The 17,307-nt window shown below is 34.5% G+C and carries 9 protein-coding genes; 8 read left to right on the forward strand and 1 reads right to left on the reverse strand.

The features are described 5' to 3' along the window. Nucleotides 1-233: 233 nt before the first annotated feature. A complete protein-coding gene (locus QLQ95_RS01980) occupies nucleotides 234-1,007 on the reverse strand; it encodes a DeoR/GlpR family DNA-binding transcription regulator (protein ID WP_320492206.1) in 774 nt (257 codons plus the stop codon). A gap of 225 nt (nucleotides 1,008-1,232) precedes the next feature. Between QLQ95_RS01980 and QLQ95_RS01985 the strand changes: the two genes are divergently transcribed. The 8 genes from QLQ95_RS01985 (at nucleotide 1,233) to QLQ95_RS02020 (ending at nucleotide 16,957) form a co-directional block, all read left to right on the forward strand. Next, nucleotides 1,233-4,520: a SusC/RagA family TonB-linked outer membrane protein gene (locus QLQ95_RS01985; RefSeq protein ID WP_320492207.1), complete on the forward strand. Its 3,288-nt coding sequence runs from the start codon at nucleotides 1,233-1,235 to the stop codon at nucleotides 4,518-4,520. Nucleotides 4,521-4,545: 25 nt separating this feature from the next. After that, nucleotides 4,546-6,279 (forward strand): RagB/SusD family nutrient uptake outer membrane protein, encoded by a 1,734-nt coding sequence (locus QLQ95_RS01990; protein WP_320492208.1) that lies wholly within the window; start codon nucleotides 4,546-4,548, stop codon nucleotides 6,277-6,279. A 251-nt stretch (nucleotides 6,280-6,530) separates the two neighbouring features. Beyond that, entirely contained in the window at nucleotides 6,531-7,733 is a 1,203-nt protein-coding gene (locus tag QLQ95_RS01995) for an exo-beta-N-acetylmuramidase NamZ family protein (protein ID WP_482502411.1), read from the forward strand. 300 nt (nucleotides 7,734-8,033) lie between these two features. Then, nucleotides 8,034-8,861 (forward strand): N-acetylmuramic acid 6-phosphate etherase, encoded by an 828-nt coding sequence (gene murQ / locus QLQ95_RS02000; protein ID WP_250836957.1) that lies wholly within the window; start codon nucleotides 8,034-8,036, stop codon nucleotides 8,859-8,861. A 169-nt stretch (nucleotides 8,862-9,030) separates the two neighbouring features. Further along, complete coding sequence (locus QLQ95_RS02005; RefSeq protein ID WP_320492210.1) at nucleotides 9,031-10,539, forward strand: sodium:solute symporter; 1,509 nt, start codon at nucleotides 9,031-9,033, stop codon at nucleotides 10,537-10,539. Between the two features lie 75 nt (nucleotides 10,540-10,614). Continuing rightward, on the forward strand, nucleotides 10,615-13,611 hold the full coding sequence (locus QLQ95_RS02010) for a serine hydrolase domain-containing protein (RefSeq protein ID WP_482502414.1): 2,997 nt from the start codon (nucleotides 10,615-10,617) through the stop codon (nucleotides 13,609-13,611). Nucleotides 13,612-13,722: 111 nt separating this feature from the next. Further along, nucleotides 13,723-14,994 (forward strand): acyltransferase family protein, encoded by a 1,272-nt coding sequence (locus QLQ95_RS02015; protein WP_482502416.1) that lies wholly within the window; start codon nucleotides 13,723-13,725, stop codon nucleotides 14,992-14,994. A 472-nt stretch (nucleotides 14,995-15,466) separates the two neighbouring features. Then, nucleotides 15,467-16,957, forward strand: a complete 1,491-nt coding sequence (locus tag QLQ95_RS02020; protein WP_095929000.1) for an aminotransferase-like domain-containing protein — start codon at nucleotides 15,467-15,469, stop codon at nucleotides 16,955-16,957. Nucleotides 16,958-17,307 lie beyond the last annotated feature (350 nt).

Consider the following 17,307-nt stretch of genomic DNA (forward strand, 5'->3'; position numbering starts at 1 on the left):
AGAATTCAATATTTATTAAAGTTCCTATTTAGAAGCTTCTAACTTCTTCAAATACAGCACAGAAATGGCGAGCAAACGAAGGAATGATTTTCATAAATATATCTGACTAATAAAATTAGTTTTAACAAATATAGATACAAAAAGCATACAAATACATTATTTTGCGTTTTTTAACATAATAAAATTCAAATAACGCAACAAAACGCAAAAACTATACTAAATAAGTTTAAAAGTTATAAGATAAAGACTCCAGATTTTCTATATTCATCTAGTTTTTCATCTTCTGGATCTAATTCTGTTACAATAGTATCCAGCTGGGTAAGATCGCAAACACCATGAGGCATTTTGGTATTTAATTTATTTGAAGCAAACATCGAAACCACTCTATCAGAAGCTTCTATCATTGCTTTTTTTACAATTGAGATTTCGTAACCTACTTCTGTAAGTCCTTGTTTGATATTAATACTGCTGGCACCAATGAAACAAATATCGGCTTTAATTTTAGAAACCACCTGAATTACATCCATACCTATTGTTACCATTGCGTTTTTCTGCATTTTCCCGCCAATAAAAATCAAATCAATATTAGGATGCTGAGACAACTGCATGGCGATTGGTAAACTATAAGTATATATTGTAGCTTTCAAATCGGCCGGAATTAACTTTGCAAAAACCAAATTAGTGCTTCCTCCACTCATTATAATAACCTGATCATCATGAAGAAGAGACAATGCTTTTGTTACGATTTGCTTTTTCTGTTCTTCTGCCGTTATGGCAATATCAAATACATTTGCAGGTTTTTCTTTAACTTGAACAGCACCGCCGTATACTTTCTCTAACTGCTTTCTACTATCCAATTCATTCAAATCTCTTCTTATGGTATCTTCAGACAAATCGAGAGCCAAAGCTAAATCTGTTGTAACAACTTTTTGGTCTTCAATAAGTTTAGTCATTATGTATTTATGTCTCTCGGCTTTCAGCATTTTTTTATAAAAGTTAAAATTCATCACAAATATATCAAATATTTCATTCTATATCAGAAAAGAGCCCAAAAACTGCAAAATCATGCATTAGTAAGATTTTAAAAACAAAATCAATAATTATTTTTATCAAAAATTGCGTTATTTTGCGTTTTTTAAATTATTTTTAGAAAAAAAATCCAAAATAACGCATTTATATGCAATAAATAAATATATTTGCTTCAACAACAACCATAAAAAACCAGATTAATCATGAAAAAGTTACTCTTTATTTCAGTGTTGTTTTTGTGCATTCAAGCAGCATTTGGACAAGCAAAAACAGTTACTGGAACAGTAAAAAGCAAAGCAGACGGAATTCCAATTCCAGGAGTCAGCGTCGTTATTCAAGGAACAAATAATGGCACAACCACTGACTTTGATGGAAACTACAGCATTTCTGTAGCGCCGGGACGAACTCTAAGCTTTAGTTATATGGGTTATGAAACTCAATCAATTAAAGTGGAAAGCCAACAGAAAATAAATGTTGGTCTTATAGAAAGCACTTCGAAACTAGACGAAGTTGTTGTTGTAGGTTTTGCTTCTCAGAAAAAAACGAACTTAACAGGAGCTGTTGCCAATATTGATGTTGCTAAAACAATTGGAAGCAGACCTTTAACTGATGTTAGTAAAGCTTTACAAGGTACTACTCCGGGTGTAAACATTAATTTTAACTCAGGAAATATTAACCGTGCCGCAAAAATCAACATTCGTGGAGCGGGTACAATTAATGGTTCAGACGATCCTTTAATATTAGTAGACGGTGTTCCTACCGACTTATCATTGATTAACCCAAATGATATCGCAACGATGTCTGTACTTAAAGATGCTGCTTCTGCATCTATTTATGGTGCTCGTGCTGCGTTTGGTGTTGTTCTTATTACTACAAAAAGCGGAAAAACGGGTGAAGGAAAAGTGAGATTTTCGTATTCAGCAAATACTGCTTTTGTAAATCCGATTTCTACACTTAAATTCTTAGATCCAACAGAAGAAATTCCAGGATTGATCGCTGCAGGAACAAGAACGGATGGTTCTACTCCAGAGATTTTTGGTCAGAACTACAGCATTTTATTAGACGGAATTAAAAATTGGAAAGCAAAATACGCAAACAATCGTACCAGTAATGAAATGGTTTATGGAGAAGATTGGGAAATAAAAAATGGTGTTCCTTATTTTTACAGAGTTTGGGATGCAAATAAAGAATTGTATGCTAGTAATGCGTTACAAACAACGCATAATGTTTCTGCACAAGGAAATTTAGGTGATAAAAGTTCATTCTTTGCTTCGTTCGGATTGACCAACCAAGATGGTATGTTAAGAGTAAATCAGGAAAAAAGACAAAGAATCAACATCAACTTAGGTTTTACAACAAAATTAGCAGATTGGCTTACTGGAGATTTCAAAGTAATGACAATCAATAGTTCTTATGATCAACCTTTTAACTATTATGGAGGTTCTGGAACCGATGACACAGGTTACGGAGGTTACTTTGGTTATGCGCTTCGTTGGGGGCAATATTTCCCAAATTTTGGAACTTACAGAGGATACAATTTCCGTACAGCTGGAGGATATTTATCTAATGCTTCTAGAAACGAAAACAATAAACGTAATACAAGGTTAAGCGCTAGATTTACAGCAGATATTACAAAAGATTTAAACCTTATCACTGAAATTAGCAGTGTAAACGATTACTACAACAGAAAACAAAATGGTGGTAAATTCTTAGCATGGGACAGCTGGTCTGCAATGCCATACGATGCAACTACGATTCAAACTGCTACTCCTGCAACTCTTGAAACAGGAAATGATTTTGTTGGACAATCAAAACAAGAGTCAACTACAAATGTGGTAAACATTTATGGTAACTATAAAAAACAATTTGACAAGCATAATTTCAAATTCTTAGCTGGTTTCAACTCAGAATGGCAAAATTTATCTCGCAACTATGCAAGAAGAAATACACTTTTAGACAAATCTAAACCAGAATTTAACCTTGCAGTAGGAGAACAATTTGTTTCTGGAGCTGCAAACACAGATTTAAATCCGACGGAAACAGAATACTCAATTGCTGGTTTCTTTGGTCGTGTGAATTACGATTACAACGGAATTTATTTAGTTGAATTAAATGCTCGTTATGACGGTTCATCAAGATTCCCAACCAACGAACAATGGGGATTCTTCCCTTCTGCTTCGGTAGGATACAAAATTGTGAACGAGAAATTTATGGAAGGAACTCGCGGATGGTTAAACGATCTTAAATTGCGTGGTTCTATCGGATCAATCGGTAACCAAAACGTTGGAAACAATGCTTTCTTATCGATCATGACAGCTAAAAATCCTTCTTGGGTAAATAGCGGTGCTACTCTTCCTCCTTCTACAAACTTACCAACAAACGTAGACCCTGCATTAACTTGGGAAAAAGTAATGACCAAAGATGTGGGTATCGATGTTAAAATATTTGATATGCTGGGTGCTTCTTTTGATTGGTATCAGCGTGATACAAAAGGAATGCTTGCTCCTGGTATAACACTTCCGGGTTCATTTGGACAGACTTCTGCACAAACTAACTCTGGAAACATGAGAACTCAAGGTTGGGAGCTTTCATTAAACTTTAATAAAAATTTAAGCGAAACGGCTTCTGTTTTTGTTGATCTTGCTTTATCTGATTCTAAATCGGTTATTACAAAATGGAACAACTCTTCTAAATTATTAGCTTTAGTTACTCCAGATACGAAACCTTACTATGATGGTTATGAAATTGGTCAAATCTGGGGATTAACTAGTGATAGACTTTTACAGGCTGATGACGTAATTACTAATAACGGAAAAACGGTAAATGGTGTTGACTACTCTAAAACAATGGGTGGAAACTTTAAGTACGGAGCTGGAGACGTTCATTATGTAGACGTAGATGGTGATGGAGCTATTACTCGTGGAGCTGGAACTGCAGATGATCATGGAGATTTGAAAAAAATTGGTAACTCTACTCCTCGTTACAGATACGGTATCACATTAGGGGGTAAATTCCGCGGATTTGATATTTCTACTTTCTTCCAAGGAGTTGGAAAACGTGATTACTGGGCTGCTTCAGATGCTGTATTGCCTTTCTTCCGTGCGCCTCAGCAAATGTACGCCAACCAAGCAGATTACTGGACTCCAGAAAACACAGATGCTTATTTTCCAAATCCATACTATGGTAACGAAGCAAATACTTTTGGGTCAGGTACTCAAGGTCAGAACAACTTTGTTACTTCAACAAGATATTTGTTAGACATGTCTTATTTCCGTCTAAAAAACTTTACTATCGGATATAATTTGCCAGTAGCTCTTGTAAAAAAAGCAGGATTAGAAAAAGTAAGATTATATACTTCTGGTGAAAATATTGCGACCTGGGCAGACAAACGTCTTCCTGTAGATCCTGAAATCGACGAAACAGAAGTTTTCTGGGGAAGAGCTTATCCTTACACAAAAACATGGTCAGTTGGTGTTGATATCTCTTTCTAATCTCTAACTATTCAAAACTCTTACAATGAAAAAATATAATATAAAATCTAAGTTTCTGCTAATGTTTGCTACTGCTTTACTTGCAGGAAGCGCTGTTAGCTGTTCAGATTATCTTACTGATGATCCAGCAGATAAATTTACAAACGATAACTTTTGGCAGTCAGAAGATAACGTAAAAACCTTTTCATGGCTTAACTACGATACTTTTTATGGTTATGGAAACGGAACAACAATCGGACTTTCTTTCTTCTACTACCACGGAAGCGATTATAGAGTAGATGATAACTTGTCTGCCTTTACTTTCTATCAAATGCCAGTTACAGCTGCAACTACAAATCTTTATTCATGGAATGAGTATTACACGCTTATCCGTCGTTGTAACTTGATGCTGGAAAAAGTACCAACAGTAAGTATGTCTACGGAGAAAAAGAACCACTATATTGGAGTTGCTAAATTTTTTAGAGCTTATACGTATTTCCGTTTAGTGCAAAAATTTGGTGATGTACCGTATACTGATCAATATTTAGCTCAAGCTGATGCAGAAGTATACGCTCCTGCAAAACCAAGAGCCGAAATTATGGACAAAGTAATTGCAGAATTACAAGAAGCTGCAGATTTAATGTTGGTTAGCGATGATAAAAACGTTACAGCAAATAAATATACTGCTTACGCTGCTTTAAGCAATGCTTGCCTTTACGAAGGTACATACAGAAAATACCATTTAGGTCAAGATGGAAGCGCTTACTTAAACAAAGCAAAAGCAGCTTCATTGATGATCATGAACAATCCAAGCTACAAATTGAATGCAGATTGGAAAGGACTTTACAATTCAGTTGAATTACTTGGAAATACTGAAGTGATATTGGCAAAACGTTACTTAACAAACGTATTAATGCACTCACTTCAAAACTACACGAATACTTCAACGATTCAGTACGGTTTAACAAAATGGGCAGCTGATAGCTACGTAACCACAAACGGATTGCCTATTCAGCAAGCTGGAAACAGCCAATATACTGGTGACGATACGGCTGCTAAAACATTTGCTAACAGAGATCCTCGTTTTGCAAAAACAGTAAACCCAGCAAATTATGGTTATAAAGGAAAACCTTTTGGTACTGCAGCTTTGGTTTCTATGTCAGGATATGTATTTGAATTGTACAACAACCCTGCTACAACTGGTCCAGATGTAACTACTGGAGGACGTAACTACACAGACGCTCCATTATTTACTCTAAGCGAAGTATATTTAAATTATGCTGAGGCTTGCGCTGAGTTAGGAACAGCAACCAACAGCGATCTTGATTTATCGATCAATAAAGTTCGTGCACGTGCAGGAATTGCTCCTCTAACAACAGATGGAACAAATGCTTCTGCAAATGGTGTGCAGATTAATGACCCAAGAAGAACTTCGTCTCTAGAACAACTTTCTGGTGTTGTAAATCCGTTAATCTGGGAAGTTCGTCGTGAACGTCAAATCGAATTCATGAGCTGGACTACTTTAAGACAAGCTGATATTTATCGTTGGAAAAAAGGAGATTACTTAGACACTAGCAAAAACCCTGATGTGAACCTAGGAGCTAGAATTGGAACTCCAGTTGGATCGCAAACTGTTGTGGACGGAAATGGATATGTGAAAATATACCCAGCAAGCACAAGAACTTTCGAACCTAAGCATTATTTAATGAACATTCCAACGAATGACATTGATTTGTACAAAGCGCAAGGTGTCGATTTAAAACAAAATCCAGGGTGGTAATTCGGTAAAACTGAAAAACCACATCTAATACAACTGCCTCCGACGTGAGACTTTTCGGAGGCAGTATTTTAAAATACTCTCTTAAACACATTGTGACCAATAAAAAGGCCAAATAAAAAATTAATCCTGATTCATGCAGGTTATATCTTGTTAGTTTTTAGATTCCCCAAATCTGCCTAAAACATTCATATACTCCGATAAAATCTTAATTTTATTAGTCCATTTTGTCTCTAACTAATAACTGTATTAAAATGATAAAATTTATAGCAAAAAGTGCTTTTGTTACAGCATTTCTGTTTTATAGCCCGTCATATTCTGCATCCATTCAGCCAGATAAAAACGTTATTTCAGCAGAAATTAACAACGCTGTTATAAAAACAGGTGCAGACAATTACGAAAAATATTTACCGCTTTTAAAAGATAAAAAAGTTGGAATTGTAACCAACCAAACCGGAATTTTATCTGATAAAACGCATGTGGTTGATTTTCTATTGGAGAAAAAAATTACTGTTCAGAATATTTTTGCTCCCGAGCACGGATTTAGAGGAACAGCCGATGCCGGCGAACATATCGTTGACGGAAAAGATCCGAAAACAGGTCTGCCAATTATCTCACTCTACGGCGACAACAAAAAACCAAAACCAGCGCAGTTATCTGGAATTGATGTCATGATTTTTGACTTGCAAGATGTAGGCGCACGCTTCTATACCTATATTTCTTCTTTGCATTATGTGATGGAAGCTTGTGCAGAAAACAATATTCAGCTTATTGTTTTTGATCGTCCAAATCCAAATGGTTCTATTGTTGACGGACCGCTTTTAGAAAAAGAATTTACCAGTTTTGTCGGCATGCACCCTATTCCGCTCCTTCACGGAATGACAATTGGTGAATATGCGCAAATGGTAAATGGTGAAAAATGGTTAAAAGATGGCGCTCAATGCAAACTAACCATAATTCCTTGTGTAGATTACAACAGAACAATGCCTTATAGTTTATTGGTAAAACCGTCTCCGAATTTGCCAAATGACCAGTCTATAAATTTATACGCAAGTTTATGTCTTTTTGAAGGAACAAATGTGAGTATGGGACGCGGAACTGAGAAACAATTTCAAATCTACGGTTCTCCATATTTAACCAAAAGCAATTTCAGTTTTACTCCGAAACCCAATTTTGGCGCAAAAGATCCTTTATACAATGGAAAAGAATGTTTTGGTGAAGATTTAACTGCATATCCAAAATTGAAGCAATTAGAATTGAAATGGCTTATTAAAGCGTACCACAATACCAGCGACAAAACAAAATTCTTCAACGCATTTTTTACCAAACTGGCTGGAACAAAAAAACTACAGCAGCAAATTGAAAGCGGTGTTTCTGAAGTTCAGATAAGAAAGACTTGGCAGAAAGATCTTGAAGCTTTCAAAAAAATGCGAACAAAATACCTGATTTATAAATAATATTTCTAATTCAGTTCCTTTAGACTTAATTTTTTAAACAATAGAAACATAGACTTTGATAGACTTACACAAAAGCGTTTCATTAGCATAAACACACACATATATATTGCTATGCAGAAATGTAGTTCTCTTTGGTTTGCTTTTTAAAGATTGGTTACCTTTTTAAACAAAAATCAAAACCTGTGTTTCTATGTTTTTAAAATTAAATTCTATTCTAGATAAAAATATCAAACTATTAATGTAAAATAGAGAAGCCTGATAGTAGAAAAATCTCGGTTTCAAAAATCAAAAAAAAGAAAAATGAAAAATAAAAATCCTGAAACTGAACAAGAATCTTTGTACAAAGACTTGGATCAAATGAGCGTGAAAGAACTTCTTACAAACATTAATACAGAAGACAAAAAAGTTCCGCATATTATTGAAGAACAGATTCCTAAAATAGAAAAACTGGTTAAGGCCATTGTAAAAAAAATGCAGCTGGGCGGAAGATTATTTTATATTGGAGCTGGAACTTCTGGGAGAATCGGAATTTTAGATGCATCTGAATGTCCGCCAACTTTTGGTGTTCCGCATGATATGATTATCGGAATCATTGCTGGTGGGGACACTGCCATTAGAAAAGCGGTAGAAAATGCTGAAGACGACACCGAACAAGCATGGAAGGATTTAGCAAAATTCGAAATTTCGAGCTTAGATATGATTATCGGAATTGCTGCGTCTGGTAATACGCCTTACGTTTTAGGAGCTCTTAAAAAAGCTAAAGAACACAATATTAAAACAGGAAGTATTTCTTGCATCAGTAACGGACTTATTGCTCAAGAAGCCGATTATCCGATTGAATTAATTGTAGGGCCTGAATTCTTAACAGGAAGTACAAGAATGAAAGCAGGAACGGCTCAAAAATTAACTTTGAATATGATTTCTACTTCGGTAATGATCAAATTAGGAAAAGTAAAAGGCAATAAAATGGTTGATATGCAGCTGTCTAACGAAAAATTGGTTAAACGCGGTATCAAGATGATCATGGAAGAACTTGGCATTGAATACGATGTTGCCGAAGAATTACTGCACACACATAAAAGCGTTAGAGCTGTACTTTCAGCTCACAACAAAAATCAGGAAAACTAAAACCACACTATCAAAATCTTTTTATAGATTTATACAAATTCAAAAGCTGAATAAATTCATTTTTTGGAGTTTTTAACACCGACCTAACAGAGTAAAATCTGTTAGGTCAATTAAAAAATTTCTGATTTGAATTATTTATAAAAACCAAAAAAAACACCAAAACTATAAAATGACACCAAGTACCATCCTTCTCCTTATTATCATTTATTTCGGAACATTATTCTATATATCGCACAGAGTCAGCAGAAAAGACAGTGGAAATGAAGCTTTTTTTACTGCCAATAAAAATTCAAAATGGTATTTAGTAGCTTTCGGAATGATCGGAACGGCTCTTTCTGGAGTAACCTTTATTTCTGTTCCTGGAGAAGTTGGCGCACCAAGCGGTGAACAATTTAAATATTTTCAGTTTGTTTTAGGAAATGCTCTTGGGTTTATTGTCATTACCAAATTATTGCTGCCTTTGTATTATAGAATGAATCTGACTTCGATTTATGGGTATATTGAGCAAAGAATGGGCTTTTTCAGCTATAAAACAGCCGCTTCTATTTTCTTAATTAGCCGCACAATAAGTTCTGCTTTCAGATTGTATTTGGTGGTAATTGTTTTACAACGTTTTGTATTCGATTTTTATCATGTTCCTTTTGCCTTTACTGTTTTAATTTCGTTGCTGCTTATCTTTTCTTATACCTATAAAGGCGGATTAAAAACAATTATTATTACCGATACTTTACAAACGTTTTTCCTTGTAACTTCTGTTTTCCTTACTATTTATTTCATTTGCGATCGTATGGATTTGAGTGCCATTAGCGCTTTTGAAGAAGTGAAAAACAGTAATTATTCTAAGATCTTTTTCTTTGATGATTTCTTTGGAAGTAAATTTCATTTTGTAAAACAAATTCTGGGCGGAATGTTCGTAACCATTGCCATGACAGGTTTGGATCAGGACTTAATGCAAAAAAACTTAAGCTGTAAAAACATTGGCGAAGCACAAAAAAACATGTTCACTTTTACAGGAATCTTTGTTGTAATCAATATTTTCTTTTTGAGCGTCGGAGCACTTTTATACATCTATGCAAACAAAAACGGAATTGCAGTTCCAACCGATTTAGTTACCGGAAAACCAAGAACCGATTTGCTTTTCCCTGAAATTGCTTTAAATCATTTAGCACTTATTCCTGCAATCGTGTTTTTATTAGGAATTATTGCAGCAACATTTGCTACTACAGATTCTGCCCTAACAGCCTTAACGACTTCTTTTTGTGTTGACTTTTTAGGAATGGACAAAGCGGAAAACAGCCATAAGAAAAACACCGTAAAAATTAGACATTTAGTGCATATCAGTTTTTCTATTTTAATCTTTTTTATCATCCTAATTTTCAACTCAATCAATGATAGTTCAGTCGTAGGAATGATCTTTAAAGTTGCTTCGTACACTTACGGTCCATTATTAGGATTATACGCTTTTGGTTTATTCCAAAAATCAAGACATGTAAACGACAAACTGGTTCCGTTTATCTGTTTGCTTTCTCCATTGTTTACTTATTTTATCAATGAATATTCTAAAGTTTTATTTGCAGGATATGTTTTTGATAATGAATTAATTATACTAAACGGATTAATTACTTATTTAGGTTTATTTGTTACTAGTACGCGCAGTGAGAAAGAAATAAGTTTCTAATTCAGTACATCAATATTGATGAATCAATTTGAGTCTGAGTGTATTAAACTCAAATTGATTTTAAAAAAAAATTATATGAAAAATTCATTCATAAAAATCAGTTTATACGCCGCTTTTATATTTTTAATTACCAATTGCGCATCCAAAAAAAATAATGGCGCAACAGATGATAAAAAGAATATTCCTTTACAAGACACTGTTGTTTACGTACCCAAAAATACTTCAGAGAAAAAAACCTTCTTTAAAGATTCTGATAAAGAAACGGCTTGGGTTGACAGCATTTACAGTAAAATGACCGTACAGGAAAAAATCGGGCAATTGTTTATGGTTTCTGCCTATTCCAATAAAGATTCTGTACATGTTAATCAGATCAGCAAATTAATTGAAGATTATAAAATAGGAAACGTTATTTTCTTTCAAGGCGGGCCAGTTCGTCAGGCGAAATTAACCAACTTATATCAATCGAAAGCTAAAGTTCCTTTGATGATCGGAATTGATGCCGAATGGGGATTAGCCATGCGATTAGATTCAACGTATCGTTATCCTTGGAATATGACTCTGGGCGCTATTCAAGATTTAAGTTTAATCGAAAATGTGGGAAGAAATATGGCAGCCGAAAACAAACGAATCGGCGTTCATTTTAACTTTGCTCCTGTTTTGGATATTAATACCAATCCGAAAAATCCAATTATCGGAAACCGTTCTTTTGGCGAAGATAAAGTCAATGTAACCGAAAAAGCTCTTGCTTTAATGAAAGGCATACAAGGAAATGGCGTTTTCTGCACCGGAAAACACTTTCCTGGACATGGCGATACTTCAACCGATTCGCACCACGCCTTGCCTACCGTTAATTTTTCTAAAGAACGTATGGAATTGGTCGAACTATATCCGTACAAGAAACTGTTTGACGAAGGCCTGGCTTCTGTTATGGTGGCGCACCTTAATATTCCGAGTTTAGAATCGCAGCCAAATTGTCCTTCTTCGGCTTCTTATAATGTGGTTACCAATCTGCTTCAAAAAGAATTAGGTTTCAACGGATTAATTTTTACAGATGGTTTGGCGATGAAAGGCGCTGCCAATTTTAAAGGTCCTGGAGATCTAGAAATCGCTGTTATTTTAGCAGGAAACGATATTTTGCTTTGTCCAGAAAATGTACCTGTTGCTTTTCAGAAACTGGAAGTTGCTTACAATGAAAAAGTAATTACAGAAGAACGATTGGCGCATTCGGTTAAAAAAATTCTTCATTTTAAATACAAAGCAGGACTGAACAAATACAAACCAATCGATTTAAACAATTTATACAATGATTTGAATCCGTCGCAAAATGATGCTTTGCATTATAAGTTGTATGAAAATGCGATTACGGTTTTAAAAAACGAAAAAGAAATTCTTCCGATAAAAGATTTAAGTGAAAAAATTGCTTACGTAAAACTAGGCGAAGACACGAACAGCGCTTTTATTTCTACGCTAAAAAAATATACTGAAATTACAGAAGTGAAAGACACGAATCTTGACAGTCTAAATAAAGAATTGAGAAAATTTGACAAGGTAATTATCAGCTATCATAAAGTAAATAAAGCTTGGGAAAAACAAGAATTCACATTACAAGAAATGCTTTGGCTGAAAGAAATTGCAAAACACAACAAAGTGATTTTGGACATATTTGCAAAACCATATTCGTTATTATCAATCAACAATTTTGATGATATTGAAGGATTGGTGGTTTCGTATCAAAACTCAGATATTAGTCAGGTTGTTTCGGCAGGATTGCTTTTTGGTGCTATTGAAGCCAAAGGGAAACTACCTGTTTCAATCAATGATGCTTTCCATGTAAATGATGGTTTAACGACCGAAAAGCTAAATCGTCTGGCCTTTACAGCTCCAGAAAATGTAAATATGAATCCGGCAATTCTATCCAAAATTGACGCCGTAGCGCAAAAAGCAATTGATGGAAAAATGGCACCTGGAATGCAGGTTTTGGTGGCTAGAAAAGGAAATGTAATTTTTCAGAAATCGTACGGAGCCCAGACTTATGATAACGGCAAGAAAGTAACCGATTCAGATTTATACGACGTGGCTTCGATTTCAAAAATGATTTCGACACTACCAAATGTGATGCAATTGTATGATAAAAATAAAGTAGAGCTGGATACCAAACTGAAAGATATGTTGCCTTTTTTTGCTAAAACAAACAAAGAAAACATCACTTTCAAAGATCTCCTAAATCATTATGCAGGACTTCAAGCTTGGATTCCGTTTTACAAAGCGACGTTAGACAGCAACAATCAGCCTTCTGAAAAATACTATCGAAAAGCAGCCGAAAACGGTTTTACAACAAAAGTTGCCGACAATCTTTATATTCGAAACGATTATCATGATACGATTATGAAAATCATTGCTGAAAGTCCTGTAGCTCTGAAAAAAGAATACAAATACAGCGATTTTACTTTTATCATTTTAAAAGAATATTTAGAAAGAAAAACACATAAAAAATTAGAAGAGCTGAGTCAAGAAAATTTCTACAGCACTCTAGGAATGACTAATACGCTTTATAATCCGCTAGATAAATTTAACAAAAGTAATATTGCTCCAACTGAAATTGATAACTATTTCAGACATCAAGTCATTCAAGGTTATGTACACGACATGGCCGCGGCAATGGAAGGCGGAGTTGCAGGTCACGCAGGAATTTTTTCTAATGCGATGGATGTTGCCAAAATGATGCAACTTTATCTGCAAAAAGGAAATTACGGCGGAATTCAATATTTTTCTCCACAGACTTTTGATGCTTTTAATACGTGTTATTACAAAGATCAAGGCGTTCTAAGAGGTTTAGGATTTGATAAAAGAGTGCACAAAGGCGGACCAACCTGCGACTGTGTTTCTGAAGCAAGTTTCGGCCACACAGGATTTACAGGAAACATGGCTTGGGCAGATCCAGAAACCGAAATTGTATATGTTTTTCTATCCAACAGAACCTATCCAGAAGTAGTGAATGACGAAAATAAATTAGCCAAAGGAAAAATCAGAGAAGAAATTCAACAGATCATTCAAGACGCGATAATGAAATAAAAATTCCAAAATCCAAAACCAAAAAATCTTAAAATCTATATTCTATATTCTATATTCTAAAATCTAAAATCTAAAATCTAAAATTCTAACCCTATCTAAAATATCAACCCAATGACAAAAGAACGTTTAACCTCACTCGATGTCTTTAGAGGATTTACCATTCTCTTAATGACGATTGTCAATAATCCGGGAAGCTGGTCATCTATTTACCCGCCTTTAGAACATGCTGAATGGCATGGTTGCACGCCTACTGATCTAGTTTTCCCGTTTTTTGTTTTTATTATGGGAACGGCTATTCCGTTTGCAATGCCTGTAAAACATTTTGACGGAAGTGTTTTCAATAAAATTTTAGTTCGATCGCTTCGTATTTTCTGTTTAGGATTGTTTTTAAGTGTTTTCAGCAGAATTCATTTATTTGGTTTAGAAGGAATTCCGTTATTAGGATTGCGATTAATAATTGCTTTTGCGGTTGCGTATACCCTTTTAGGAAACTTTTCAATGAAAGTCAAAACCATTCTTGCCATTGGTATGTTTCTAATCCTTATTTCATTATCATTTAGCGGACTTGAACATTTTGAAGACACGAGAATTCCAGGTGTTTTACAGCGAATTGCCATTGTGTATTTCTTTACTTCTATTTTGTATTTAAAGACTAATTTAAAGACACAGCTTTTGGTTTTAGCAGGGCTTTTAGTTGGATATTGGCTTGTAATGGCTTTTGTTCCCGTTCCCGGATTTGGTCCTGCCAATTTTGATAAAGGAACCAATCTTGCCGCTTGGATAGACGATACGCTTTTGAACGGACATTTATGGGCATCTTCTAAAACTTGGGATCCAGAAGGAATTTTGAGCACTTTGCCAGCCATTGGAACCGGAATTTTAGGAATGTACATTGGTCAACTATTAAACTTGTCTGTTGATAAAATGGAAATCGTAAAAAAGACCGCCATTGCAGGAACTGCTTTAGTAATTGGAGGTTTAATTTGGAACATCTTCTTCCCTATTAACAAATCGCTTTGGACAAGTTCTTATGTTCTGTATACTGCCGGAATTGCAACATTATGTTTAACGCTTTTGTATTATATAATCGATATTAAAGGACATAAAAAATGGACGAAATTATTCCTGATCTGGGGTGTAAATCCGATGATCGTATTTTTCTTTTCCGGAATAATTCCTAGAGTTTTAAGTGGCATAAAAGTAGCCGATCCTGAAAAAGCTGGCGAAGAAATTGGACTTCAAGCGTATATATATAACCACGGAATTGTTCCTTGTTTTGAAAACCCATTAAATGCATCACTCGCTTATGCTTTATCTTATGCTCTTTTCTGGTCGTTTATCTTATGGATTTTCTACAAAAAGAAACTGATTTTTAAAGTGTAATTAATATTATAATGAATTACCACAACGAGTTACAATTTAATATTCCGTAGGAATATCTGGTCGGTAGAAAAAGAATATATCATTTTGCATTGTGTTCCAGAGGAACACCTGATTTTATATAACAGCGTTCTGTTTTACAATCAAACGTTCCTACGGAACGTATAACCGCAATCCAAATTAAATTCTACCGATGAAACATTCCTACGGAATGAATTGTTTTTGAGAATATATAATCACAATATTTAGCATAAACTTCGCAGAAAAAAATGACGTAGTTAAATGCTTGTTCAATTTCAGTCAACGGATTAATTGCATCTTATTTATTAAATAAAAAATATTTCAGCCGGACTTAATAGTTTGATTTGGTCATCGTTCTAGCACTTATTTAGGTAAGATCACTTTTCTTTTTTTCTAAAAATTTTAAGAAAAGCAGTATCTTGCCGTACTAATAAAAAGTGTCAGTTTATAAATTATGGATAGTCCGGTTGAAATTCCTTTTAAAAGCTTTATTCAGCTTAAACCAGAAGAGAGCACTGCTATTTATCTGCAGCTTGTTTTTGAGTTTATCAAAGCCATACAAACGGGTTTTCTTCCCGAAGGCACCAAACTTCCCGGTACCAGAATTTTATGTAAAGTGCTTTCTGTTAACCGAAACACTTTAATCAAAGCCTTTCAGGATTTAGAATCGCAAGGCTGGATTGAAACACTTCCGAACAAAGGAACTTTTATTTTATCTCAGCAAAAACAAAAAAACAAAGCTGAATTTATTCTTTCGAAAGAACAAAATGTCTCTCAAGATAATATTGGCTTTAGTTTTCAGCGTTCGACTATTCTTGAAAGCCCAATAGAAATCAGTAATCTGCCGTATCAATTTAATGACGGAATGCCTGATTTAAGATTAGTCCAAACCGATGTTTTAGCGAGACTATATGTTTCGAAATTAAAAAGACGAAAAACATCTAAAACCTACGAGCAGATAGAATTGCGTTCGCATTCGAATTTTAAAACTCATTTTTCTAATTATTTGAATCTTACTCGAGGAATTCGTATTTCAACTTCAAATCTTCTTACGACAAGCAGTCACGAAATTGCTTTGTATTTGGTAACAAAAGTACTTATTGCTCCAGGCGATAAAGTCGTTGTAGCTTCGCCGGGATATTATATGTCAAACATGACGCTGACCAATACGGGAGCGCAGATAATTTCTATTCCGGTAAATGAAGACGGAATTGACACCAAACGTTTAAAAGAAATTTGCGAAACAACCAAAATTAGGGTTTTATACTTGACATCCAATTATCATTATCCAACCACGATTTCGCTTAGTGCTAAAAAAAGAATCGAAGTTTTGGAATTGGCCAACCAATACGGATTTGTGATTTTGGAAGACGATTATGATTTTGAGTTTCATTACGATAATAATCCTGTTTTGCCTTTAGCCGCTTTTGATTCCAATCAGAAAGTGGTTTATATCGGTTCTTTCGGAAAATCATTGCCATCAGGATTCAGTTATGGTTTTGTGGCCGCGCCTGCGGAATTTATCAAAGAACTCGAAAAGCATCAAAATATTCTTGAACCGAGAATAGATGTCATAAAAGAACAGGTTCTTACTGAATGGATTACCGAGGGGGAAGTGCATCGTCTTTCTAAGAAAAATAAAAAAATCTACAAAGAACGACGCGATCATTTTGTTTCGATTCTTAACGATAAACTAAAAGATAGAATTAAGTTTAAAATCCCGCCAAGAGGACTGGCAATCTGGGTCGAATGGCTGGATCATTTTAATCTGGTTCAGTTTCAAAAAGAATGTTCCAAACAGGGTTTATTTCTGCCAAAGACCATTTTATATCAGACCAAAAATCTTACCGCGACCCGTTTAGGATTTGGACATTTAGAGAAAGATGAAATGGAAAAAGCAGTTTCTATTTTGAGGGAATGTCTTGAAATAATTTTAGAGAAATAGTTTCTAATCTTTTCATCCATTAGGATACAAAATGAATATCTATTTCAAACATAACCCGTGGTTTCAGCCACGGGCTATTTTTGAATATAAATGCGTATAAAACAAAAATTGGATGTCTTTTGCTAAAGCCATTTTTGCAATTTATTACAGTATTATTTCTATTTCCCAGAAACGATGTCTTCCTAATATTTTTATAAACAAAATGGTGATAATTGTCTTCGCTATTTTCACTTGTCAAAATAAATTTATAATTATATCAAAATTGTTTTGGTTTTTCAAAACAATAGACAACCAAAGTTAGATTAGTTTTCAAGTTAAATTTTATACTTAACGGTTATAACATTCGAATC

The organism is Flavobacterium sp. B330r (assembly GCF_056824325.1).

Coding starts and splice junctions, on each gene's coding strand:
- murQ (WP_250836957.1), top strand. CDS start 8,034: ATGAAAAATAAAAATCCTGAAACTGAACAAGAATCTTTGTACAAAGAC.
- QLQ95_RS01990 (WP_320492208.1), top strand. CDS start 4,546: ATGAAAAAATATAATATAAAATCTAAGTTTCTGCTAATGTTTGCTACT.
- QLQ95_RS02005 (WP_320492210.1), top strand. CDS start 9,031: ATGACACCAAGTACCATCCTTCTCCTTATTATCATTTATTTCGGAACA.
- QLQ95_RS02010 (WP_482502414.1), top strand. CDS start 10,615: ATGAAAAATTCATTCATAAAAATCAGTTTATACGCCGCTTTTATATTT.
- QLQ95_RS02015 (WP_482502416.1), top strand. CDS start 13,723: ATGACAAAAGAACGTTTAACCTCACTCGATGTCTTTAGAGGATTTACC.
- QLQ95_RS02020 (WP_095929000.1), top strand. CDS start 15,467: ATGGATAGTCCGGTTGAAATTCCTTTTAAAAGCTTTATTCAGCTTAAA.
- QLQ95_RS01985 (WP_320492207.1), top strand. CDS start 1,233: ATGAAAAAGTTACTCTTTATTTCAGTGTTGTTTTTGTGCATTCAAGCA.
- QLQ95_RS01995 (WP_482502411.1), top strand. CDS start 6,531: ATGATAAAATTTATAGCAAAAAGTGCTTTTGTTACAGCATTTCTGTTT.
- QLQ95_RS01980 (WP_320492206.1), bottom strand. CDS start 1,007: ATGAATTTTAACTTTTATAAAAAAATGCTGAAAGCCGAGAGACATAAA.